Origin of the sequence: Streptococcus sp. HMSC066F10 (assembly GCF_001813805.1) — a bacterium.
In the GTDB taxonomy this organism is placed as follows: Bacteria; Bacillota; Bacilli; order Lactobacillales; family Streptococcaceae; genus Streptococcus; species Streptococcus vaginalis.
In genome coordinates this window covers 1-22,649 of record NZ_KV813986.1, presented here as the reverse complement: position 1 = coordinate 22,649, position 22,649 = coordinate 1, and the positions used below count along the sequence as shown (strand labels likewise).

Sequence of the window (22,649 nt, the reverse complement as noted above, 5' to 3'; positions counted from 1 at the left end):
ATATTTGGAATCTCATTATAGTTAAAAACTATAATGAGATTCCTAGAAATTCCAATTATACAGAGCTTAGATTTTCTGTTAAGATAGTGTCGACAAAAAATTTTGGAGGATGACTATGTCAACTACGATTATCGGCTTCCCGCGTTTGAGAGAATTCCGAGAATTAAAATTCACTGCTAAAAAATACTTTAGGAATGAAATTTCAACTCAAGAGCTCCTGACTGCTGCCAAGGACCTGCGCGCCAAGCACTGGAATATCGTCAAAGAGCACGGGATTACAGAAGTACCGTCCAACGACTTTTCTCACTATGATAATGTTTTGGATGTCGCCTTCCTCTTTAACGTAGTGCCGTCCTCTGTTCAGGGCCTGGACCTGTCTGATCTGGAGCGTTATTTTGCTCTGGCCCGCGGTTACCAAGGGGAAAAAGGGGATGTTCGAGCCCTGCCGATGAAAAAATGGTTCAACACCAACTACCACTACATTGTGCCTAAGTTTGAAAAGGATACTCAGGTTAAATTGTCCGACAGCAAGATCTTTGATGAATTTGCGGAAGCCAAGGAGCTAGGTCTGGATACCCGTCCGGTCCTGGTAGGTCCCTTCACACTCCTGCAGCTGTCCGACTTTGAAGAAGGGGTAGAACCTGCCCAGTTTGTGGATGCCCTGGTCAAGACCTATCAGGAAGTCTTTGCCAAATTGGCCGACCTTGGTGCCGGCCGCATCCAGCTGGATGAGCCTGCTCTGGTCAAGGACCTGTCTGCCGAAGAGAAGGTCTTCTTCCTTGATCTCTACAGGAAAATCCTGGCGGACAAGAAAGGACTGGAAGTCCTAATCCAAACCTACTTCGGCGATGTTCGGGATATCTACTCCGATTTGATCGAACTGCCGGTTGATGCCATCGGTCTGGACTTCGTTGAAGGCAAGAAAACTCTGGAGTTGGTCAAGTCCGGCTTCCCGGCCGACAAGACCCTCTATGCCGGGATTGTCAACGGTAAGAATATCTGGCGCAATAATTATGAAAAGAGCCTAGCTGTCCTGGAGCAGATTCCGGCTGAAAAGCTTGTGCTGACCAGCTCCTGCTCCCTGCTGCATGTGCCTTTCACCACAGCCAATGAAGACTTTGAAGAAGCCATCCTCAAGCACTTTGCCTTTGCGGTGGAAAAGCTGGATGAGATCCGGGATCTGGATGCCATCCGCAATGGCGGCGGAGCAGAAGCTCTGGCTGCCGACAAGGAACTCTTTGGGACAGAGCGTGTCGGTAGAAATGCTGAATTGGCGGCCCGCCTGGCCGGTCTGACCGATGCCGACTACACCCGCCTGCCAGCCTTCGCAGAACGCGAGGCCATCCAGGAAGAAGCCTTCAAACTGTCGGTTCTGCCGACGACAACCATCGGTTCCTTCCCTCAGACCAAGGAAGTTCGGACCAAGCGCCTAACCTTTCGTAAGGGAGAACTGTCCCAGAAAGACTATGACAAGTTCCTAGCTGAGCAGATCGACGAATGGATCAAGTGGCAGGAAGAAGTTGGTTTTGATGTTCTGGTTCACGGGGAATTTGAGCGTAATGACATGGTAGAATACTTCGGTCAAAACCTGTCCGGCCATCTCTTCTCCAAGAACGGCTGGGTGCAGTCCTACGGTATGCGTGGGGTAAAACCGCCGATTATCTGGGGAGATGTAACCCGCCTCAACCCGATTACTGTTAAATGGTCCAGCTATGCTCAAAGTCGGACTGACAAGCCGGTTAAGGGAATGCTGACGGGACCTGTAACCATCCTCAACTGGTCCTTCCCACGGGAAGATATTCCCATCAAGGACTCTACCCTGCAGATTGCCCTGGCCGTTAAGGACGAAGTTCTGGACCTGGAAGCTACCGGCGTTAAGATTATCCAAATCGATGAAGCCGCCCTGCGTGAAAAGCTGCCGCTCCGCCGCAGCGACTGGTATGAGGATTATCTGGATTGGACCATTCCGGCCTTCCGTCTGGTCCACTCTACCGTTGCACCGGATACGCAGATCCATACCCACATGTGCTACTCAGAGTTTACCGATATCATCCCAGCCATTGATAACATGGATGCGGATGTCATCTCCTTTGAGGCTAGCCGCTCAAATCTGGAAATTCTGGATGAGCTCAAGGCCAAAAACTTCCAGACAGAAGTGGGACTTGGAGTTTACGATATCCACTCTCCTCGTGTACCGAATGAAGGGGAAATCGACCACACCATCGAGGCCATCCTGGTCCGCCTGGTAGAGGCAGCCAAGGCAGCACGCCAAGGTTTGAAATAAAAAATAGAGACTGACAATCTTGCAAAGGTTCTGATACTCAATGAAAATCAAATTTCTTTGACAGTCGCTTTGCGACTTCTATCCACAACCTTCAACAATCTCCTAGATTGTTGAAGGTTGACAAAGTTTGAAGAGATTTTCGAAGAGTATAACTTGCGGGATTGTCACATACTCTCGTAAATATCGAAAGGAATTGTAAAACATGTCTATCCAAAGCCCGTCTCTCTCTTTTGAAGTATTTCCTCCAAATCCAGCAGTAGGCAATGAAAATATTATGGTGGCCCTGAAGGAAATGCAGGACCTGGCGCCTCATTTCATCAGTGTCACAGCTAGTAATAATAAGTTCAATATCGAAGAAACGACGGTGCGTCTGGCGGACTTCATCTGCAATGGTCTGCACATCCCGACCATTGCTCACCTGCCTGCGGTTTATCTGACTAAGGAAATGGTTACAGAAACTCTGACAGTACTTGATAAGATAGGTGTTCATAAAGTATTGGCGCTCAGAGGGGATATCCTTCGAGATGTGGAACCCCAAAAGGACTTCGTCTACGCAACAGATTTGATTGAGTATATTAAGAAAGAAGCTCCTCACTTTGAGATTATCGGGGCCTGCTATCTAGAAGGTCATCCTGATTCACCAGACCGAGTTTCAAATATCAAGAATCTCAAAAAGAAAGTAGATGCAGGCTGTTCGAGTTTGGTCACTCAACTCTTCTTTGATAATGAGCGTTTTTATGATTTTCAAGAAAGATGTACTCTGGCTGGGATTGAAGTTCCGATTCATGCGGGGATTATACCGATTTTAAACCGTAATCAGGTTCTTCGTTTGCTCAAAACCTGTGAAAACATTTATTTACCACGAAAATTTTGCTCTATTCTAGATAAATATGAACACGATCCAGAGTCACTCAGAGCAGCAGGATTAGCCTATGCGATTGACCAAATTGTTGACTTAGTCACTCAAGATGTGGCAGGTGTTCATCTATATACAATGAACAATTCCAGTACTGCTCATCAAATTTATCAGGCGACACATACATTCTTTAATAATAAAGTGTCAAGCTAGGGCGTGAGACAGTCTGGGAGACTAAGAAAACAAAGTTTTCGTCAAAGGTAGTCTTCCGAGTTTAAAAAGCGAACAACATTGAGTCTTGCTTCGTACGCTCTATCTGTAAGTTCAAAGCAGTGTTTTAAGCAATCAGCCACTACCTTGTGTACTTTGAAGCTGGAGACTTTTGTCCCAGCTTTTTTCATGATTGTGTAAAATGCTCATTCTTCTAGGAAAGAATAGTATCAGTATTTATGACTATTTTACAAGAAAGGGGTCACAAAAAAGAGTATAATAGAAGTAACGAAAGAACGAGGTGAATGAAATGACAGAAAAACAGTTTCCGAATGGCTTTTTGTGAGGTGGCGCGACTGCAGCCAATCAGTATGAAGGTGGCTGGGATTTAGGTGGCGTGGTCCGGCTACGTCTGATACAGCCAAAGCTGTACGCCCTGAGGAGCGTCAAAATATGGAAGGTTTTGCCGCACCCATGACCAGAGAAAAAGTAGAAGCTGCTCTTAATGATAAGGAAGGACTCTATCCTAAGCGCTGGGGCTCTAACTTTTATCATCGTTACAAGGAAGATATTGCTCTTTTTGCAGAAATGGGCTTTAAAACTTTCCGCCTCTCTGTCGCTTGGAGTCGAATTTTCCCTAATGGAGACGATGTAGATCCTAATGAAGAAGGGCTGGCTTTTTACGATGCGGTCTTTGACGAACTCTTGAAATATGGCATTGAGCCTTTAGTGACGTTGTCACACTATGAGACACCGATTCATTTGGCATTAGAGTACGGTGGCTGGAAGAATCGCCGAGTTATTGGTTTTTTGAGCGTTATGGATTTATCTATGTAGATGCAGACGATGAGGAAAATGGAAGCTATGACCGCTCCCGTAAGGATTCTTTCTTCTGGTATCAGAAAGTGATTGAAACCAACGGGGCAGCGGCCTTAGAAGAATAGAGAGGTCAACAGATGAGCAGAAAAATTATCTTTTTAGATGTAGACGGAACTTTGGTGGATTATGACAATCGCATTCCAGAATCCGCTATCCAGGCTATTCGTCAGGCGCGGGGAAATGGGCATTTAGTCTATGTTTGTACAGGGCGTAGTAAGGCGGAAATGCCAGAGGAAATCTGGGCTATCGGTCTAGACGGTATGATTGGCGGGAATGGTTCTTGTGTGGAGCATGAAGGTCAGGTTATCATGCATCAGCTGATTCCTTTAGAAGTGGAAAAGAGAGTTGTAGACTGGTTGCATGAGAGAGGATTGGAATTTTATTTAGAAAGTAACAACGGTCTCTTTGCTAGTGAGTATTTTCGTGACGCAGCGCGTCCGGTCATGAAACTTTATGCCAAGAAAAAAGGAAAACCAGATGCGGAAGTTGAACATCAAGAGGTTGAGGATGTGATGCATGGCATGGTCTTTGGTGGCAAGCTTTACCGAGATGATCTAAATAAAATCAGCTTTATTCTCACTTCTTATCAGGATCACTTGGACTCTAAGGAAGCTTTTCCAGAGCTCAAGGCTGGTACATGGGGTGGTCGTGGAGAGGAATCTCTCTTTGGCGACTTAGGAGTTAAGGATATTACGAAAGCTCATGCGATTGATGTGCTGTTAGAACATTTAGGGGCGAAAAAAGAAGATACGATTGCTTTTGGAGATGCCAAAATTGACATTCCGATGTTGGAATATTGTCAAGTTGGGGTTTCTATGGGAAATGGTGGTCCAGAAATATTAGCCATGGCGGATATGGTGACAGATGACGTGGCTGAGGACGGTCTCTACAATGCTTTTGAAAAATTAGGACTTCTTTAGAGGAACGGTTTATGACAAAAACACTTTATTTGATGCGACACGGGCAAACTTTATTCAATAAACGGCATAGGATTCAAGGTTGGTGTGATGCCCCTTTAACGGACTTAGGAGTGTATCAAGCTCAGGTGGCTGGGTACTATTTCAAAAATGCCGGGATTACGTTTGATGCAGCCTACAGTTCAACATCTGAACGAGCCTGTGACACTTTAGAAATTGTCACAAATTGCAGCCTTCCTTATCAACGAGTGAAAGGTCTCAAGGAGTGGAACTTCGGGACCTTTGAAGGGGAAAGCGAGGATCTTAATCCGCCCCTGCCCTATAAAGATTTTTTTGTGACCTATGGGGGTGAATCGCAGGAACAGGTGCAGGCGCGTATGGCAGCGACCATTCTTCAGCTCATGCAAGAGACAGATGGTCAGTCCGTGCTCATGGTCTCTCATGGCGCAGCTATGGCCAATTTTGCCAGAGCTTGGAAGAAAAATTGGCGTCTGGAAAGTCTAGGTCACATGACCAATTGTGGTATTTTGAAGTTTTCTTTCGAAGATGATCAATTCTATCTGGAAGAAGTCATCAATCACGATTTTAGCAACTGGGAGGAAAAATAAATGAAAGATTTATATTTGATGCGGCATGGTCAGACTTTTTTCAACCAAGAAGGCTTGGTGCAAGGAGTGTGTGATTCACCGCTGACTGATTTAGGTATAGAGCAAGCCGAGCAAGCGCGAGATTTTTTCGAGAAAAATGGCATTGAATTTGGCGGTATCTACTCTTCCACTCAAGAGAGGGCTTCTGATACCTTGGAAATTGTGACGGGGCGAACAGATTACACCCGTCTCAAGGGGGTGAAAGAGTGGAATTTTGGACTTTTTGAAGCTCAGCCAGAAAGATTGCAGCCAAAGTTTCGAGCCGGTGCGGTGTCTTTTGAAGATTTATACGTGCCTTATGGGGGTGAAGATGTGATTCAAGTAGGAGAACGCATGCTGACCACTCTGACAGAAATCATGAAAAAAACGCCTACTGTTGAAAATCCAATATTGGTCGTCAGCCACGGTGGCGCTATGTGGGCTTTTTATCTAAAAGTAGGTTATTTGCCTGATCCTAATATTTATTTCAGTAACTGTGCCATTTGTCATTACCAATATGAAAACGACCAGTTTCTGCTTCGACAAGTTATTGACCCATTGGCTAAAACGGTCTATGACTTGTAACGGCAACTTACTTGTTCTCGCTTGATTTCTTATAGAGAAAATAGTATAGAGTGGCTGTTTAATAGTTGAATAAAAGAAAGAAAATGATGACCAAAACCATCATTTTATATCTTTTTATATGTAATTTTCTCAAATTTCCTTTTTCTGCAGGTGATTGCATTAGTAAACTATCCTGGGCTCAAGTATTTTATGAAAAATCTCGAAGAATTTTTCGAGATTTGCAAGATTATAAAAACTGTTCTTCTGTCATCCACACGCTTCTGGTGAAGATCATGGAGAGCAGGGCTAATCCAGCAAGTCCAATTCCCATGTACCAGTAGGGTAGATCCATTGTGGTGGAGCGTCCAGACAGGTTGACAATACCACGAAAGAGCACACCCATAGCAATGGTTGCAACCGCAGAATTCCAAAGATTGAGACTGAGCCGTGAAAGATTAGGAATCATTTTTTGAAAAATCAGAAGCACCATCCCTCCAATTAGTGGCACTCCAAAGAGATAATGCATATAGACAGAAGTCTCACCAAAGCTGAAGTGCTCGTAAATACGGCTGAAAATGAAGAAAAATACTGTGATTAAGGCATAGACAACGGCTGTCTTTTTGAGCCGTTTCTTGCTTGCTTTAGTAACCGATGTAGACAATGTCACTCACCGCCCTTTCTGAAATCGTTCCGTTCGTCGTTGGTTTATTGACGACTTTTCCATTGAAGTAAAGAGTAGACGAACCACCACCATCCAGATTGTAGGCTGTTTTCACACCGTAAGACTTCATAACTTCTGCGAGTTCGTAAAGAGAAAGTCCCGCACTTTCTGAAGTTCGACCGTCTGATACGACGATAATATAGTGGTTTTTATCAATAATCCCAATAGCTGTACGTGGATTAGAAGACATGGATTGCCCCACTTCCGAATTGCTTGAAACAGCAATCTTACCATTGTCAACCAAAGTCGGACCAAAGGCAAGAAGGTTTACAACACCATTTTTAACCAAGTCTTCAGCAGAAACATCATGTTCGTAAACAAGTCCGAAACTCCCATCTTTATAGATTGCTAAATCACCATTGCTAGCATCTTCACGAACGGTATTTCGATGGACGACACCGTTACGTATGACATAGCCAGTCGTGTTGGCTCCGTAGTAGTCTCCGTTGATAGCAAGAATGGCATTGTTATTGGCAGCTGTGACAGAAGTCTTAGCTGTCACATTATTTCCATATGTATTTTGTGCTAGAGCGGTTTTTAGATATTCAGATGAGCTGACCGTAATATCTGCAATGTACACTTTTGTGTTGCTGACGTTTTTTGTAGTTAGGTTAATAGAAATGTTATTATCCTTATAGCTTGTATCAGTCGTTGTTGCATTTGTTGCGGTTTTAGCAGTTGTTGTGCTCGTTGAGTTAGAAGAACTTTTGACCGTTGTAATAGCCTCTGACAGGACAAAGGTTTTTAACATTGAGTAGGTAAACGACCCTGTCAGCAAAATACCAAAGAGACTAGCATAAGCATAGGATTTTTTTAAAAATTTCATGATAAGGTGTGAGTCCTTTCTTTGAAAATAATTTTTTTTGAACGAGCCAAGATAGGCAAAAGAGCAGCGCTCCGACGAGGATTTTAATAATCAGCAAATTGAGACCGAAAACGGCGTAAAATAGTCTGATTAGAAGAGTATCGAGGATAAATAAGCCCAAAGCTAGCCCGAAATAACCAGTACCCGTTTTAACAACACTGTCTTTATTTTTAAAGACCAATCTTTTGTTTGTGGAGTAATTAAAAATCGAGCTAGTGACACGAGCCACTCCGTTTGCCAGTAAAATTTTGAGACTAGTTGGTACCGCAGCAAGTACCAAGAGGGCGAGAGCATAGACGATATAGTCAATCAAAAAACTACTAATTGAAGAGGGAGCGAACTTAAACATATCTTTATAAATCATGAGCCCGTCTCGTACCGGTCTAAAGTGAGAAGCTTGATTATCATTAATATAAACTGTCTCAATTGGAACTTCAATGATAGGGTATTCTTTGGAAGCAGCTAGTAGCATATTCATTTCATATTCATAACGCTGCCCTTCAACCTTCAACATAAATGGGATCATGTTGGTTGTAAATCCGCGAAGTCCTGTTTGGGTATCTGTCACGGAAACACCAGTCTGTTGCTTAAACAGAAATCGTGTTAATTTATTTCCAAAAGCCGAACGCAAAGGAACGTTGCCAGAAAAAGAACGCGCTCCTATAATCAAGTGATTGGGGTTTTCTTGAGCCTTTTTGCTCACTCGGAAAATATCCCATACGTTGTGTTGACCATCTGCATCAGCTGTGACCACTGTCCCATATTACCCTAAGGAATCAATATAAGAAAAAACTGTTTTCAGCGCTTGCCCTTTCCCTTGATTTGTTGTATGGCATAGAATAGTAGCATATTTCTGTGTTTCTCGAAAAATGGAATCATCGTTAGCTGGACTGCCGTCATTTACCACGATGATTTGCAGCGAACTCTTTTCCTTCACCTTTTGCAACAAATGAATAAGATGAAGGTCGGGTCTGTATGCGGGAATGACTAAATAGTTCATGTGTTTACTCCTTTCTTAGAAAAGTGATAGAAAATTTACACAACAGTATATAGAGCATAGCTTAAAACTAACTGATATCAGCTTTTTTTAAGGTTTTGGAATGGAATGGGTAATGGAGTATAGGGAAAAACTGTGCTTTTTACAAAAACAAAAATCGAATTTTTCTTGCTATTTTCCAAAAAGTTTAGTATAATAGTTATTCGTGAGAAAACCTCACTTACCCCTTGCAATGGCTGGGGGTCATTAGACCAAAAGGAGGAAAAATCAATGGCTAAATACGAAATTCTTTATATTATTCGTCCAAACATTGAAGAAGAAGCAAAAAACGCTTTGGTAGCACGCTTTGACTCTATCTTGACTGACAACGGTGCAACTGTTGTTGAATCAAAAGACTGGGAAAAACGTCGTCTTGCATACGAAATCCAAGATTTCCGTGAAGGACTTTACCACATCGTAAACGTTGAAGCTGAAGACGCAGTCGCTTTGAATGAATTTGACCGTCTTTCAAAAATCAACGCTGACATTCTTCGTCACATGATCGTCAAACTTGACGCATAAGAAGGGTTGCTATGATAAATAACGTTGTACTTGTGGGTCGGATGACCCGAGATGCCGAACTTCGCTATACTCCGCAAAATCAAGCGGTCGCAACTTTTACTCTTGCTGTCAATCGCAACTTTAAAAATCAAAGTGGCGAGAGAGAAGCAGATTTCATTAACGTTGTAATTTGGCGCCAGCAGGCAGAAAATCTTGCAAATTGGGCTAAAAAAGGAGCTCTCATCGGAATTACTGGTCGGATTCAGACACGTAACTACGAAAACCAGCAAGGTCAACGTGTCTATGTGACAGAAGTGGTAGCTGACAATTTCCAACTGCTAGAAAGTCGTGCCAGCCGTGAGGGTCAATCTTCTGGTGGCTACACTTATAATAATTTCGGAAATTCATCATCCAACTTTGGGAACTCAACTTCTGCCAATCAAGTACCCAACTTTTCTCGTGATGAAAATCCATTTGGTAATACCAATCCAATGGACATCTCAGATGACGATCTACCATTTTAATGGACAAACAGAATAATGATATAAAGGAGAAAGAACATGGCTCAACAACGTCGTGGCGGATTTAAACGCCGTAAAAAAGTTGATTACATCGCAGCAAACAAGATTGAATATGTTGATTACAAAGATACTGAGCTTCTTAGCCGTTTCGTTTCAGAACGTGGGAAAATCCTTCCTCGTCGTGTAACAGGAACTTCAGCTAAAAACCAACGTAAAGTAACAACAGCAATAAAACGCGCTCGCGTAATGGCTTTAATGCCTTTCGTAAACGAAGACTAAAATATAAAAATGAGCATGAATTTCATAAAATCATGCTCATTTTTTAAAACTCAATCAGCAACTAAATAGATTGCTTTTCTTATGCTCAAAATTGTTTGAAACGGTTGTCAAAAATACTTATTAGATCTTATTAAAACATCCACCTGTTGAAACAAGCGGATGTTCAAATAAAAATATGACTAAAGTTGTCTTGGTGCGGTTAAAGCACTGCGGATATTGAATTTCTTTTTGAGATAGAAACGAAGTGCCAAAGTTCCTCCACCAAACACAAGGATAAATAAGTTCGGCAGTTTTGGATTTAAAACTGCTGGCAACAGGAAGGTTGTGCCGTAAAGAACAACAGCCCACAAAATCGTAGCAGCTGAAATGATAAGAAGCGATTTGAAAAATGGTGGTTTCTGACTTTGGTCCTGGTCGGCATAATAAAAACGGTAAATAAAGTAATACATGCCATAAAATACGAGTGCCCCTACTGCGCTACCAAGTACAATCGTCACAATACCGTAATTGCTAGGATTTTTGGAGAATAAGTTAACACTACTATTTAAGATAGCAAATAAACTAAAGACAAATAAGAAAGCATCCATAATCATGAGATACGGATTGGTATTTTCTTTGATAGTTTGAGCTTCTTTTTGTTTTGCTTCTGAAAAATTCGCTGCCCAAACAGTAGGTGCTCCATAAAGTCCGCGAGCGGTAATTCCTTTTGCTTGATTTTTAAGAATCGTTGGGATGATTTCCTCTAGCAGGGCTTTGATTTCTTCGTCTGTCTTTCCATCTTTGATGAGTTGGTGGGTTGCGATATGGACAAATTCTTGATTTTTTTTGCTGAGTTTATCCAAAGAAACTTGTGTCATAAGATCTCCTTTTAATTAAAATAATTTTTTGTGAATGAGGTAAACTGTCAGTGAAACACTGATCGCAAAGGCGATGAAAATAATAATCCAAAAAGCATGTGGCTCCCCATTGAGTGGTAAGTCATTGTTTTTGAAGTTCATTCCATAGGCTGAGAAAATCATAGTTGGAATGGACATGACAATCGTCACTAAAGCTAGAGCTTTCATGATGTTATTTTGATTATTTGAAATGATAGAAGCAAACGTATCTGTCATACTGTGCAAGATATTTCCATAAATATCTGCCATCTCAATCGCCTGCTGGGTCTCGATGAGTGTATCTTCCAACAAATCTTCATCTTCCAAATATTTCTTAATATTGCTGGTGGCACTGGTCAGCTTTTTAATCACGCGCTCATTGGTTTTCAAGGAAGCCTTGAAATAAACAATCGTTTTTTCAAGCTCCATGAGTTCAATCAATTCTTCATTGCGAGTGGACTTGTGCAGTTGACTTTCAATCTGCTCACTCTTGCGGTCAATGGAGCGCAACGCTGTCAGATAAAGCTCGGCATTGCGGTAAAGAATTTGGAAAATAAAGCGCGAACGCATGAAAGTATAGAAATTACGCAGCCGTCGATTGATAAAAATATCCAATAAAGGGAGTTTTTCCAAACAGGTGGTAATAATCGCCTCTTCGGTAATAATAATCCCTAGAGGAATAGTCACATAATAAGTCTGATTATTTCGTTCTTCTGTAATTGGAACATCCACGATAATCAAAGTATACTCATCTTCAATAGTGACACGAGACATTTCTTCTGCATCGAGCGGCGCCCTCAAGTCCGTAATGTCAATATCAAAAGCGTTGGCAATTTCAGTAGACTCGCTTTGAGAAGGGTTGACCAAATTGATCCAAGTCCCCGACTCAAGTGTATCAATTTCTTTAAATTCAGTTGTTGTCGATAGAAAGACTTGTTTCATATTTTCCTCCTTCAGTTATTTGCACACCGTATTATTATACTACAAAATTCCGAGTTTTTGGGTAAAAGATTGCAGAAAATTTTGTTATAATAAAAAGAAGTTTAAAATAAAGTGTGGTAAGGATGCAGGATAAAATTATCATTCATGGAGCGCGAGCTCATAATTTAAAAAATATTGATGTCACAATTCCGCGAGACAAGCTGGTTGTCGTGACTGGTTTGTCTGGTTCAGGCAAATCTAGCTTAGCTTTTGACACTCTCTATGCAGAGGGGCAACGTCGCTATGTAGAAAGTTTGTCTGCTTATGCTCGCCAATTTTTGGGCAATATGGAAAAACCAGACGTGGATTCAATTGACGGACTTAGTCCAGCCATTTCTATTGATCAAAAAACGACCAGCAAGAATCCGCGGTCAACGGTTGGAACAGCTACGGAAATCAATGATTACCTTCGTTTGCTTTATGCACGTGTGGGAACTCCTTACTGTATCAATGGGCATGGAGCTATTACCGCTTCTTCTGTGGAGCAGATTGTCAATCAGGTTTTGGAATTGCCAGAGCGTCAGCGGTTGCAAATCCTAGCGCCTATTGTTCGCAAGAAAAAAGGGCAACACAAGACAATTTTTGAGAAAATTCAAAAAGACGGATACGTGCGTGTGCGCGTGGACGGAGATATTTATGATGTCACAGAAGTTCCAGAGCTTTCTAAAACAAAAAAGCACGATATCGAAGTAGTGGTAGACCGGATTGTCATTAAGGACGGTGTACGCAGTCGGTTATTTGATTCGATTGAAGCAGCCTTAAGAATTGCAGACGGTTATGTGGTGATTGACACGAGGGATGACAAGGAATTACTCTTTTCCGAGCATTATGCTTGTCCAGTCTGCGGCTTTACGGTACCTGAGTTGGAACCTCGTCTCTTTTCTTTTAATGCACCATTTGGCTCTTGTCCTGATTGTGACGGTCTGGGTGTGAAGCTGGAAGTGGACTTGGATATGGTGGTTCCTGACAGTAGTAAGACCTTGCGGGAAGGCGCCTTAGCTCCATGGAATCCTATTTCTTCAAATTATTATCCTCAAATGCTAGAACAGGCAATGACGGAATTTGGTATCGATATGGATAAGCCATTTGAGGAACTGACCGAAGATGAACAACAACTAATCTTCTTTGGTTCTGAAGGACGAGAATTTCATTTTCATTATGAAAATGAATTCGGTGGCGTGCGAGATATCGACATCCCTTTTGAAGGAGTGGTAACCAATATAAACCGTCGCTACCATGAGACCAATAGTGATTTCACTCGTACCCAGATGCGAACCTATATGAATGAGCTGACCTGTGCAAGTTGCCATGGTTATCGATTGAATCCACAAGCCTTGTCTGTTAAAGTGGGGGGTGAAGGTGGTCTTAATATTGGGCAAGTATCTGATTTATCTATTGCAGATCATTTAGAATTACTTTCTCATCTGACTTTGACTGAAAATGAAGTAGCCATTGCAACACCAATTATCAAAGAAATCCGAGATCGCTTGACATTTCTTAATAATGTCGGACTTAATTATCTAACTCTATCTCGTTCTGCAGGCACGCTGTCTGGTGGTGAGAGTCAGCGGATTCGCTTGGCGACTCAAATCGGCTCTAATCTCAGCGGTGTTCTTTATATCTTAGATGAGCCTTCTATCGGTCTTCATCAGCGCGATAATAATCGCTTGATTGCCAGTCTCAAAAAAATGCGTGATTTGGGCAATACTCTCATTGTGGTTGAACATGATGAAGATACTATGCGCGAAGCTGATTGGTTGATTGATGTTGGACCTGGAGCAGGTGTTTTTGGTGGTGAAATTGTTGCGGCAGGCACTCCAGAGCAAGTTGCAAAAAGCAAGAAATCAATTACAGGTCAGTATTTATCGGGCAAACGTGAAATTCCAGTGCCATTGGAGCGCCGCGTAGGAAACGGCCGCTTTATTGAAGTAACAGGTGCGCGAGAGCACAATTTGCAAAACATCACGGCCCGCTTCCCGTTAGGAAAATTTATAGCCGTGACGGGGGTTTCTGGTTCTGGTAAATCCACCTTGGTTAATTCCATTTTGAAAAAAGCAATCGCTCAAAAACTCAATCGTAATTCAGACAAACCGGGTAAATTCAAAAATATTTCAGGAATTGAGCATATTGATCGTTTGATTGATATTGACCAGAGCCCGATTGGCCGAACACCAAGATCCAATTCAGCGACGTATACTGGCGTCTTTGATGATATTCGCGATCTCTTTGCTAAGACCAACGAAGCTAAGATTCGTGGGTATAAAAAGGGGCGTTTCTCTTTCAATGTGAAGGGGGGACGCTGCGAGGCCTGCTCTGGGGATGGAATTATCAAGATTGAGATGCACTTTTTACCAGATGTTTATGTCCCTTGTGAGGTTTGCCATGGAACACGGTACAATAGTGAAACCTTGGAAGTGCACTACAAGGAGAAAAACATTGCTCAAGTTTTGGATATGACGGTCAATGATGCAGTAGAATTTTTTAAGCATATTCCAAAAATCGAGCGGAAGTTGCAGACGATTAAAGATGTTGGGTTAGACTATGTGACCTTGGGGCAACCTGCCACAACTCTGTCTGGTGGGGAGGCTCAGCGGATGAAACTAGCCAGCGAACTTCATAAGCGCTCAACAGGTAAGTCTTTCTATATTCTGGATGAACCAACTACAGGTCTGCACACGGAGGATATTGCGAAACTTCTCCAAGTGCTATCACGTTTTGTAGATGATGGCAACACGGTTCTCGTCATCGAGCATAATTTGGACGTTATTAAGACGGCCGATCACATTATTGACCTTGGACCAGAAGGTGGTATTGGTGGAGGTACTATTATCGCAACTGGCACACCAGAAGAAGTAGCTGGAAATCCAGAAAGCTATACAGGTCAGTATCTAAAAGAAAAATTGAGCTGAAAAGTTTAACACGTTGCTGACCTATCTAGCAATAAAGAAAAATTAAACCGCACCCAAAAGTTGGATAAAGGAATCTAACTTTTGGGCGCGGTTTAATAATTTTATAGATTTTTAAGGCTACGAAAGAATAACTTTTGTTTGTTTCCCAATATTTAGACACTTAGCTTCATCCGCATCTGAATCTGTAATCAGAGCAGTGATATCTGACCAATCACAGATTTTATAGAGACTTTTTCTTTCAAATTTACTAGAGTCGGCTAGGATGTAAGCTTTGTCGGCTTGTTTTATTATTTCTCGGTCAATAAACACATCTGAAGAAGACGGACTTGAAGGGCCGTCAATATTTGAAAAACCATCTGAACCGAGGAAACAAATATCAACGAAAACTTGTTTTATCTGTGAAATAGTCCACCCTCCAAAGACTGATGAGCTTTTAGGGCGGAATTCTCCACCAAAAAAGAATAGTTGATTATCTGAATTAACTAAAGCATTTGTGACAGGTAAAGAATCTGTAAAAATCTTATAGCCAGATTTTTGAGCTAGTAAATAGGCTAATTCGACAGTTGTGCTACCTGTTCCAATGATTATTGAAGCATTTTCTGGAATGAGTTCAAGAGCTTTTTCGGCAATTCTTTTTTTATTAGAAGTATTTTCTTTTTCGCGTGTATTATAAGATAATTCAATAGCATTTTGTTTTAAAATAGCTCCACCGTGACTTTTTATGAGCAATCCTTTTGTTTCAAGATATGATAAGTCTTTGCGAATCGTTTCGTAGCTAACTTCAAACTGTTCAGACAGTTTGCTGACATAGACAGTTCCATTATTTTTTAATTCATCAAGAATGAGTTGGCGTCTTTTTTCCAATAACATTATGTTCACCTCACTTGTTTCTAAATATAATTATATATCAAAACTAACAAAAAACAAGTTTTTTTGCTTGAAAACCAATAAAAAATAATAAAAACCATCAAAAAACCATTGACAACAACCAAAACCAATGATATAATATAGGCATAAAAAGAAAACGATTACAAGGAGACGGAAAATGAAAACAAAAATCGCAATTGCCTGTGATGATTTGGGCTTTGAAACAAAAGAAGCTCTCAAACACTATCTTATTGAAGAAAAAAATGCTGAGATAGTTTATGATCCTGTAAAAGTGCCAGAAGATGGTGTTAATACTTTTGCAGTTCTGGCGGATGAAATGGCTGAGACTATTCAACGTGATAAATGTCGATTAGGAATTTACATCTGTGGTACTGGAATTGGATTTACTTGTCAAATCAATAAGCATTGGGGAATTAGAGCGGTAGCTGTAACGAATCCTTACTCAGCAAAACGTGCAAGACTTAGTAATAATACACAGGTTATTGGTCTTGGTTGCCGTGTCAATGGTCTTGAATATCTTAAACAGATTGTAGATGCTTGGTATGATGAACCATTTTGTTTTAGTACAGCTCGTGAAAATTCAAAGAAAAATTTATTGGAAGCAGAAGCTGATGATAATCGTCTATTGAAAAAGCCTGATTATGTCGCGTGGAACATGGGCTTTAGACCTGAATAGTAAAGGAGGAGGCTAGTTATAAGCTGGCTAGTAGAAAAATGGAAGTTATTACAAATTTTATTAATAATTTAGGAAATTTTATTTTTATCCCACTAATTTTCTTGGTTTTCATGCTGATTTTACGCAGACCGCTTTCTGAAGCGATTCAATCAGCAATGAAAGTTGGGATTGGTTTTATTGCTTTATCTCTTGTCATTAATTTTATGTTAGATAAAATGGAGCCAGCCATCACCGGGCTAGCAGAAAAGACAGGCTCTTCTTTAAGTGCTATTGATGTTGGTGGTGCTGCGACTGCGGTTATGGGATTTGGTTCAAATATGGGAGCAATTATTATTCCACTATGTGTTGGTATTAATATTCTTCTTCTTGTTTTGAAACTGACGGACTGTGTTAATGTTGATGTTTTTAACCTTCATCAAAATGCATCAATGGGAGCAATTGTTGCTGTTTATTCTGGTAATTTTCTTTATGGTGTTTTAACAGCAGGACTTTTCCATGTCTGGGCACTTATTGCATCTGATTTAGGTGCAAAACGTAATAATGAATTTTTTGGATTACCAAAAGGAGTTTCAATTTCACACCCTGTTGCTAATACTTATCTTTTATTTGCCTATCCGTTTAACTGGATTTATGATCATATCCCTGGTTTGCGTCATTGGAATGTTACCGCAGAGTCTATTCAAAAACGTTTTGGAGTATTGGGTGATCCAACAGTTGTAGGTTTTATTCTTGGTGTGCTTTTAGGGTTATTTGGTTATGATTGGAGTAACCCTTATACAACAATTATCTCAAGCTTACAACTTGGTATGTATTTGGCAGCTGTTATGCTTCTTCTTCCTAAGATGACTTCAATCATGATGGAAGGACTTGTTTCGCTTTCAAATGCTGCGCGTAAGAAATTGGTTAAAAAATTCCCAGACCGAGAAATTACAGTTGGTATGGATACGGCACTTATTGTTGGTAATCCATCAGTTATCGCTCCAGCCTTACTTCTTATTCCTGTAATGGTGATTCTAGCAGTAATTTTACCTGGGAATAAAGTCATGCCGTTAGGTGATTTATCACAGTTTGTCTTCTTCATTGCGTGTATGGTTCCTGTTTTTAATGGAAATATTATTCGTACTTGGTTGACTTCAGTGATTCTATTTGGTGGTGGTCTCTATATTGCATCATGGATGACACCAGCAACTAACGAGGTCTTCCAAAAATTTGGTGCAGGTGCTAAAGAAGGTGTTATGTATTCTTCTTTAAACCCATCCGCTAATCCTTTTACAGGTCTCTTTGCGGCAGTATCACATATTGGATTAATTGGTTATATTTTAGTTGGAGCAATTCTTGTTGCAGTAGGCTATCTACTTAAGAAAAAAGAACATGCTCAAATCGAAAATGCTTAATAAATAGAAATAGAGGTAATCATTATGGCTAAAAAAATTCTTGTTGTTTGTGGAAATGGTATTGCTTCATCATCAATTATGGTGTCAGTTTTACAAGATTTCTTAAAAGATGAAAAAATTGCTGATGTTCAAGTTGATAAAGCTTCTCTCATGGATTGTTCAACTGAAAAGTTCAATAGCTATGATTTAGTTGTTTCATCTACAAAACTTGAAAATGAAGGTTTAACAGTTCCAGTTATAGTTGGAGCAGGTTTACTTACTGGTATTGGTGAGGATGAAATCTTTGATGCTGTTAAAGGTGAAATGACTAAATAGGAGTTTATTATGGTTTATGTTGTAGTGAATGATGCAGACGAAACTGTAAAAGATTATCAATCGGCAATTCGTTTTGCGGGAGAAGCTCTTCTTAAAGTAAATAATATTAAAAGTGACTATATCCAAGCATGTATTGACCGTGAGGTTGATTTTCCTACAGGTTTATCGTTGGCAAGTGGACAAGGCGTAGCAATGCCACACGGTAATTCTGATTTTGTGACTGAAGATAGCGTAAGCGTTGTACGTTTATCAGAGCCAGTTGTTTTCGGATTAATGGAAGATAAGAATCAGAAAGTTGGTGTTACATTAGTTTTTAATCTAGCTTTGTCATCAGGAAAACAGCATATTGCAGTTTTACGTAAAGTGATTGCTCTTTTTCAAGATGACGTGTTTATTAAGAAATGCCAAAAAAATAGTGTTGAAGAAGTAGCTAGTAACATTAAAGCAAAACTAGATTCTTAAAAGTTGAGGTAGACAAAATGGAAGAATCTCAAATTATTCTATCTGATATTGAAAAAGCGGTAAATCAGATTGACGATGAGAAATTGGATGATTTGGCGAATAAAATTGTAAATTCACATCATATTTTTTTAGCAGGTATGGGAAGGTCAGGTTTGATGATTCGTGCATTTGCTAATCGGTTAATGCATTTAGGATTATCAGTAAGCATTGTTGGAGACATTAATTCCCCCCACACACAGCTAAATGATTTAGTGATTATTGGCTCTGGTTCTGGAGAAACAGATAGTTTAGTTTCATTGATAAAAAAAGCTAACACGTTATCGTTAGATTCAGCTCTTATTACAACAAATTTATCATCTACAATTGGGAGATTATCAAATTTAGTTTTGGTGATTCCTGCTCAAAATAAAGCTAGTGAGCAAGTTGGAAAACAACCTATGGGTTCAGTATTTGAACAGTCTAGTCTGGTTTTATATGATATTCTTATTTTAAAATTAATGAAGATTTTAAATGAATCTAATGAAACTATGGCAAAACGTCATGCAAATTTAGAATAGTCATCTCTTCTCTAAGCTAAAAATACTTCTTTTAAGTTTGTATAGTCCCCAAAAGCTAGATAAAAACTCAAGAAAACCGTAAAAACTCAGAATCAGTATTTTTACTAACCTGATTCTGAGTTTTTTGGATTATCATTTTAAAAGTTATTGGATAGTTTCTCCTTTTTTAACAAACTTTTCTGATTTTTACTTAGAAAACCTTAAAAAAGATAGATACATAGAGAATTCAATCCTTTATATTTTGCTATCTCCATAAAAGATATCAGTAAAGATTGTTTTTAAAAATCATTTTCAACAGTTAAATGTATTTTGTAACTATAAAGGTTATACCATTTACAACTTTTTTTGATATAATAATTTTAATCATTTTACGGAGGGATTTTTATGTTATCAAGAGTAAATAAATTAGAAGCAGCACTTGCGCAAACGGATTGTGATGCTGTTTTAGTAACCAATCTGAAGAATATTTACTATCTAACGGGTTTTAGCGGAACAGAAGCGACAGTTTTCATTAGCAAAACGCGACGGATTTTTTTGACAGATTCCCGCTATACCTTGATTGCCAAAGGTGTGGTAAAAGGTTTTGATATTGTCGAAACACGTGATGCTTTGTCAGAAATTGCGAAGATCATTGCAAATGATAAAATAGAAACTATTGGATTTGATGACGAAATTTCTTATCATTATTTCAAAACTCTTGAAGAGCTTTTTTCAGGTTATAAGCTGACAGCAATGACTGCTTTCATTGAAAATCTACGCATGATCAAAGATGAAGGAGAAATTGCCACGATTCGAAAAGCTTGTCAAATTTCTGACCAAGCCTTTCTAGATGTCTTGGATTTTATCAAGCCGGGGCAAACAACGGAGCTACAAGTTATGAACTTTTTAGATGCTCGCATGCGGCAACTGGGCGCATCGGGAGCCTCTTTTGACTTTATTATTGCATCAGGTTATCGCTCTGCTATGCCGCATGGAGTAGCTAGCGAGAAGGTCATTCAAACAGGTGAAACCTTGACAATGGATTTTGGTTGTTATTATAATCACTATGTTAGCGATATGACGCGAACCATTCATGTTGGTCATGTGACGGATGAGGAGCGCGAGATTTACGATATTGTGTTACGGAGCAACCAAGCTCTGATTGAAGCGGCGAAAGCTGGTATGAGTCGTATTGAGTTTGATCAAGTACCGCGCAAAGTGATTAACGATGCAGGTTACGGACAATATTTCACGCATGGAATTGGACACGGAATTGGTCTTGATATTCATGAGATTCCTTATTTTGGTAAATCCTCTGAGCCGATTGAAGTGGGTATGGTCTTAACAGATGAGCCGGGTATTTATTTGGATGGGAAATACGGTGTGCGGATTGAAGATGACATTCTCATCACAGACACAGGCTGCGAACTCCTAACGCTCGCGCCAAAAGAGTTAATTGTTATTTGAGAATTGTCAATGTTTATGATAAAATAAAGAGAAATCTATTTTAAAAGAGGTAATAATAATGATTGAAGCAAGTAAGCTGAAAGCTGGTATGACGTTTGAAACAACGGACGGAAAATTGATTCGTGTCCTTGAAGCAAGCCATCATAAACCAGGTAAAGGGAATACTGTTATGCGTATGAAATTACGGGATGTACGCACAGGTTCAACTTTTGACACAACTTACCGTCCTGAAGAAAAATTTGAACAAGCAATTATTGAAACGCGCCCAGCACAATATTTGTATCAAATGGATGATACAGCCTATTTCATGGATACAGAGTCATTTGAGCAATATGAAATCCCAGTAGCGAATGTAGAGCAAGAATTGAAATTTATTCTTGAAAATTCAGAAGTGAAAATTCAATTTTACGGAAGCGAAGTTATCGGTGTTACAGTTCCAACGACTGTAGAATTAGTCGTAACAGATACACAACCTTCTATTAAAGGAGCAACGGTGACAGGTTCTGGTAAGCCAGCTACTCTTGAAACAGGTCTTGTGGTCAACGTACCGGACTTTATCGAAGTTGGACAAAAATTGATTATCAATACGCAAGAAGGAACTTACGTTTCTCGTGCATAATTTATGTTGAGAACTAGAAGTTCTTAATTACTATCAAATTCAGACTGAGAGCCTGACAAATATTGAACAGACTCCTTGAATGTCTTTGTGTCTTAAGAAAGGACAAGTTATGGCAACTGAACAATTAGGCGAAATCGTTATCGCACCGCGTGTCTTAGAAAAAATTATTGCCATTGCAACGGCTAAAGTGGACGGTGTTTACTCTTTCGCAAATAAAAGCATGTCTGACAGTCTTGCAAAACGTTCTTTAGGACGTGGCGTCTATCTTCATACCGCCAGTGATGGCGAAGTAACTGTTGACATTTATTTATACTTAGAATACGGTGTAGGGGTGCCAGCAGTAGCTGTTGCTATTCAAAAAGCCGTTAAAAGTGCTGTTTCTGATATGGCAGAAGTTGAATTATCCGCAGTGAACATCCATGTAGCGGGTATTGTGCCTGAAAAAACACCAAAACCAGATTTAAAAGATTTGTTCGATGAGGATTTCCTCAATGACTGATGTACAACTGGAAGCAAGAAGAGAACTACGTGAACGTGCATTTCAAGCATTAATGAGTTTGGAATATGAAAAAGATATTGTAGAAGCGTGTCGTTTTGCATATCTCTATGATAAAGATATGACAAACGATTCTGATGTGGAAATTCCAGCCTTTTTATTGAACCTCGTCACGGGTGTTGAACAGTCTAAAAACGAGTTGGATGACAAGCTTAGCCAGTACCTAAAAGAAGGTTGGACTTTGGAACGTCTTACATTGATAGAAAAAAATATTCTTCGCTTGGGATTGTTTGAGATGACAGAGTTTGATACACCTCAACTAGTCGCAATCAATGAAGCAATTGAGCTATCTAAAAAATTCTCAGATGAAAAATCGAGCAAGTTTATCAATGGTATTTTAAGTAAATTTGTTATAGAATAAATTTTAAGAAGAAATGAATACAGGATTGAGAGGACGAACTTCGTTCTCTCTTTTTCAATTTTATCCGCTAAACAGCTTCAGAAAACCTCTGAAGTGACAGGGATGCTGCTCACGAGACCCAGAAGAGATGCAATAAGATAAAAAATAGATAGAAGAAAACCAAAGGGTTCTCCTTCATGCTATCCTTAAAAGGTAAGAAAAAGGAAGGAGAAGAAGATGGAGTTCAAGGAGTTATATGCCAAGGTGAGAGGAATCGTACTGAAATGTCGGAGGGAATATTATATCCACCTGTGGGAGTTAAGTGATTGGGACCAAGAGGGAATGTTGGTGCTCTATCAGTTGGTAAGCCAG

At 40.1% G+C, this 22,649-nt stretch carries 24 protein-coding genes and 3 pseudogenes; 21 read left to right on the top strand and 6 right to left on the bottom strand.

Annotation, left to right across the window (positions count from 1 at the left end; genetic code table 11):
• Positions 1-115: 115 nt before the first annotated feature.
• The 7 genes and pseudogenes from metE (at position 116) to HMPREF2933_RS06025 (ending at position 6,357) form a co-directional block, all read left to right on the top strand.
• Positions 116-2,284 carry a 5-methyltetrahydropteroyltriglutamate--homocysteine S-methyltransferase gene (gene metE, locus HMPREF2933_RS06050; RefSeq protein ID WP_024052435.1) on the top strand — a complete coding sequence of 723 codons (2,169 nt, stop codon included), beginning with the start codon at positions 116-118 and terminating at the stop codon, positions 2,282-2,284.
• A gap of 202 nt (positions 2,285-2,486) precedes the next feature.
• Positions 2,487-3,353, top strand: coding sequence for a methylenetetrahydrofolate reductase [NAD(P)H] (metF, locus tag HMPREF2933_RS06045; RefSeq protein WP_070242010.1), 867 nt, complete (start codon positions 2,487-2,489; stop codon positions 3,351-3,353).
• 307 nt (positions 3,354-3,660) lie between these two features.
• Positions 3,661-4,160 (top strand): annotated as a pseudogene (locus HMPREF2933_RS06040) (family 1 glycosylhydrolase); the annotation flags it as partial.
• Complete coding sequence (locus HMPREF2933_RS10610; protein WP_117625225.1) at positions 4,118-4,294, top strand: family 1 glycosylhydrolase; 177 nt, start codon at positions 4,118-4,120, stop codon at positions 4,292-4,294. The pseudogene HMPREF2933_RS06040 and the gene HMPREF2933_RS10610, both read left to right, overlap by 43 nt.
• Positions 4,295-4,306: 12 nt before the next feature.
• A complete protein-coding gene (locus tag HMPREF2933_RS06035) occupies positions 4,307-5,149 on the top strand; it encodes a Cof-type HAD-IIB family hydrolase (RefSeq protein WP_070672630.1) in 843 nt (280 codons plus the stop codon).
• Between the two features lie 11 nt (positions 5,150-5,160).
• Positions 5,161-5,754: a histidine phosphatase family protein gene (locus tag HMPREF2933_RS06030; protein ID WP_024052431.1), complete on the top strand. Its 594-nt coding sequence runs from the start codon at positions 5,161-5,163 to the stop codon at positions 5,752-5,754.
• Positions 5,755-6,357, top strand: coding sequence for a histidine phosphatase family protein (locus HMPREF2933_RS06025; protein ID WP_024052430.1), 603 nt, complete (start codon positions 5,755-5,757; stop codon positions 6,355-6,357).
• A 226-nt stretch (positions 6,358-6,583) separates the two neighbouring features.
• Here the strand turns inward: HMPREF2933_RS06025 and HMPREF2933_RS06020 are convergent, their stop codons facing one another.
• From HMPREF2933_RS06020 to HMPREF2933_RS06010, 3 genes and pseudogenes are all read right to left on the bottom strand, one after another.
• A complete protein-coding gene (locus tag HMPREF2933_RS06020; RefSeq protein ID WP_206151521.1) occupies positions 6,584-6,997 on the bottom strand; it encodes a hypothetical protein in 414 nt (137 codons plus the stop codon).
• Complete coding sequence (locus tag HMPREF2933_RS06015) at positions 6,978-7,883, bottom strand: phosphodiester glycosidase family protein (protein ID WP_070672624.1); 906 nt, start codon at positions 7,881-7,883, stop codon at positions 6,978-6,980. The genes HMPREF2933_RS06020 and HMPREF2933_RS06015 overlap by 20 nt, the downstream gene beginning before the upstream one ends.
• Positions 7,880-8,922, bottom strand: a pseudogene (locus tag HMPREF2933_RS06010) (GtrA family protein). The gene HMPREF2933_RS06015 and the pseudogene HMPREF2933_RS06010 overlap by 4 nt, the downstream one beginning before the upstream one ends.
• 267 nt (positions 8,923-9,189) lie before the next feature.
• On the opposite strand from HMPREF2933_RS06010, the gene rpsF reads away from it, so the two are divergent.
• Genes rpsF through rpsR form a run of 3 tightly spaced genes read left to right on the top strand, consistent with a single transcriptional unit; the run spans position 9,190 to position 10,259 of the window.
• Positions 9,190-9,480, top strand: a complete 291-nt coding sequence (gene rpsF, locus HMPREF2933_RS06005; protein ID WP_003026325.1) for a 30S ribosomal protein S6 — start codon at positions 9,190-9,192, stop codon at positions 9,478-9,480.
• 11 nt (positions 9,481-9,491) lie between these two features.
• Positions 9,492-9,983: a single-stranded DNA-binding protein gene (locus tag HMPREF2933_RS06000; RefSeq protein WP_070672620.1), complete on the top strand. Its 492-nt coding sequence runs from the start codon at positions 9,492-9,494 to the stop codon at positions 9,981-9,983.
• A gap of 36 nt (positions 9,984-10,019) precedes the next feature.
• On the top strand, positions 10,020-10,259 hold the full coding sequence (rpsR, locus tag HMPREF2933_RS05995) for a 30S ribosomal protein S18 (protein WP_000068664.1): 240 nt from the start codon (positions 10,020-10,022) through the stop codon (positions 10,257-10,259).
• Between the two features lie 179 nt (positions 10,260-10,438).
• Here rpsR and HMPREF2933_RS05990 read toward each other — a convergent pair whose 3' ends face one another.
• A complete protein-coding gene (locus HMPREF2933_RS05990) occupies positions 10,439-11,116 on the bottom strand; it encodes a DUF1129 domain-containing protein (protein ID WP_024052425.1) in 678 nt (225 codons plus the stop codon).
• A gap of 15 nt (positions 11,117-11,131) precedes the next feature.
• The gene (locus HMPREF2933_RS05985) at positions 11,132-12,076 is read right to left on the bottom strand and encodes a magnesium transporter CorA family protein (RefSeq protein ID WP_003030529.1); all 945 of its coding nucleotides are present in this window, start codon (positions 12,074-12,076) and stop codon (positions 11,132-11,134) included.
• Positions 12,077-12,198: 122 nt separating this feature from the next.
• On the opposite strand from HMPREF2933_RS05985, the gene uvrA reads away from it, so the two are divergent.
• The gene (uvrA, locus tag HMPREF2933_RS05980) at positions 12,199-15,024 is read left to right on the top strand and encodes an excinuclease ABC subunit UvrA (RefSeq protein WP_070672619.1); all 2,826 of its coding nucleotides are present in this window, start codon (positions 12,199-12,201) and stop codon (positions 15,022-15,024) included.
• Between the two features lie 117 nt (positions 15,025-15,141).
• On the opposite strand, the gene HMPREF2933_RS05975 is transcribed toward uvrA, so the two are convergent.
• The gene (locus tag HMPREF2933_RS05975; protein WP_083308037.1) at positions 15,142-15,894 is read right to left on the bottom strand and encodes a DeoR/GlpR family DNA-binding transcription regulator; all 753 of its coding nucleotides are present in this window, start codon (positions 15,892-15,894) and stop codon (positions 15,142-15,144) included.
• Positions 15,895-16,069: 175 nt separating this feature from the next.
• On the opposite strand from HMPREF2933_RS05975, the gene HMPREF2933_RS05970 reads away from it, so the two are divergent.
• From HMPREF2933_RS05970 to HMPREF2933_RS10380, 10 genes and pseudogenes are all read left to right on the top strand, one after another.
• Positions 16,070-16,588: an RpiB/LacA/LacB family sugar-phosphate isomerase gene (locus tag HMPREF2933_RS05970; RefSeq protein ID WP_024052422.1), complete on the top strand. Its 519-nt coding sequence runs from the start codon at positions 16,070-16,072 to the stop codon at positions 16,586-16,588.
• Positions 16,589-16,626: 38 nt separating this feature from the next.
• The gene (locus HMPREF2933_RS05965) at positions 16,627-17,982 is read left to right on the top strand and encodes a PTS galactitol transporter subunit IIC (RefSeq protein WP_070584422.1); all 1,356 of its coding nucleotides are present in this window, start codon (positions 16,627-16,629) and stop codon (positions 17,980-17,982) included.
• Between the two features lie 24 nt (positions 17,983-18,006).
• The gene (locus HMPREF2933_RS05960) at positions 18,007-18,297 is read left to right on the top strand and encodes a PTS sugar transporter subunit IIB (RefSeq protein WP_024052420.1); all 291 of its coding nucleotides are present in this window, start codon (positions 18,007-18,009) and stop codon (positions 18,295-18,297) included.
• A gap of 9 nt (positions 18,298-18,306) precedes the next feature.
• Complete coding sequence (locus tag HMPREF2933_RS05955; RefSeq protein WP_070654279.1) at positions 18,307-18,759, top strand: PTS sugar transporter subunit IIA; 453 nt, start codon at positions 18,307-18,309, stop codon at positions 18,757-18,759.
• 17 nt (positions 18,760-18,776) lie between these two features.
• Positions 18,777-19,316, top strand: a complete 540-nt coding sequence (hxlB, locus tag HMPREF2933_RS05950) for a 6-phospho-3-hexuloisomerase (protein WP_070654278.1) — start codon at positions 18,777-18,779, stop codon at positions 19,314-19,316.
• A gap of 384 nt (positions 19,317-19,700) precedes the next feature.
• The gene (locus HMPREF2933_RS05945; RefSeq protein ID WP_024052417.1) at positions 19,701-20,762 is read left to right on the top strand and encodes a M24 family metallopeptidase; all 1,062 of its coding nucleotides are present in this window, start codon (positions 19,701-19,703) and stop codon (positions 20,760-20,762) included.
• 58 nt (positions 20,763-20,820) lie between these two features.
• Complete coding sequence (gene efp / locus HMPREF2933_RS05940; protein WP_003026309.1) at positions 20,821-21,381, top strand: elongation factor P; 561 nt, start codon at positions 20,821-20,823, stop codon at positions 21,379-21,381.
• Positions 21,382-21,490: 109 nt separating this feature from the next.
• Positions 21,491-21,880, top strand: coding sequence for an Asp23/Gls24 family envelope stress response protein (locus HMPREF2933_RS05935; RefSeq protein ID WP_003037725.1), 390 nt, complete (start codon positions 21,491-21,493; stop codon positions 21,878-21,880).
• Complete coding sequence (gene nusB / locus HMPREF2933_RS05930; protein WP_003037723.1) at positions 21,873-22,298, top strand: transcription antitermination factor NusB; 426 nt, start codon at positions 21,873-21,875, stop codon at positions 22,296-22,298. The genes HMPREF2933_RS05935 and nusB overlap by 8 nt, the downstream gene beginning before the upstream one ends.
• Before the next feature lie 216 nt (positions 22,299-22,514).
• A pseudogene (locus tag HMPREF2933_RS10380) lies at positions 22,515-22,649 on the top strand (sigma-70 family RNA polymerase sigma factor); the annotation flags it as partial.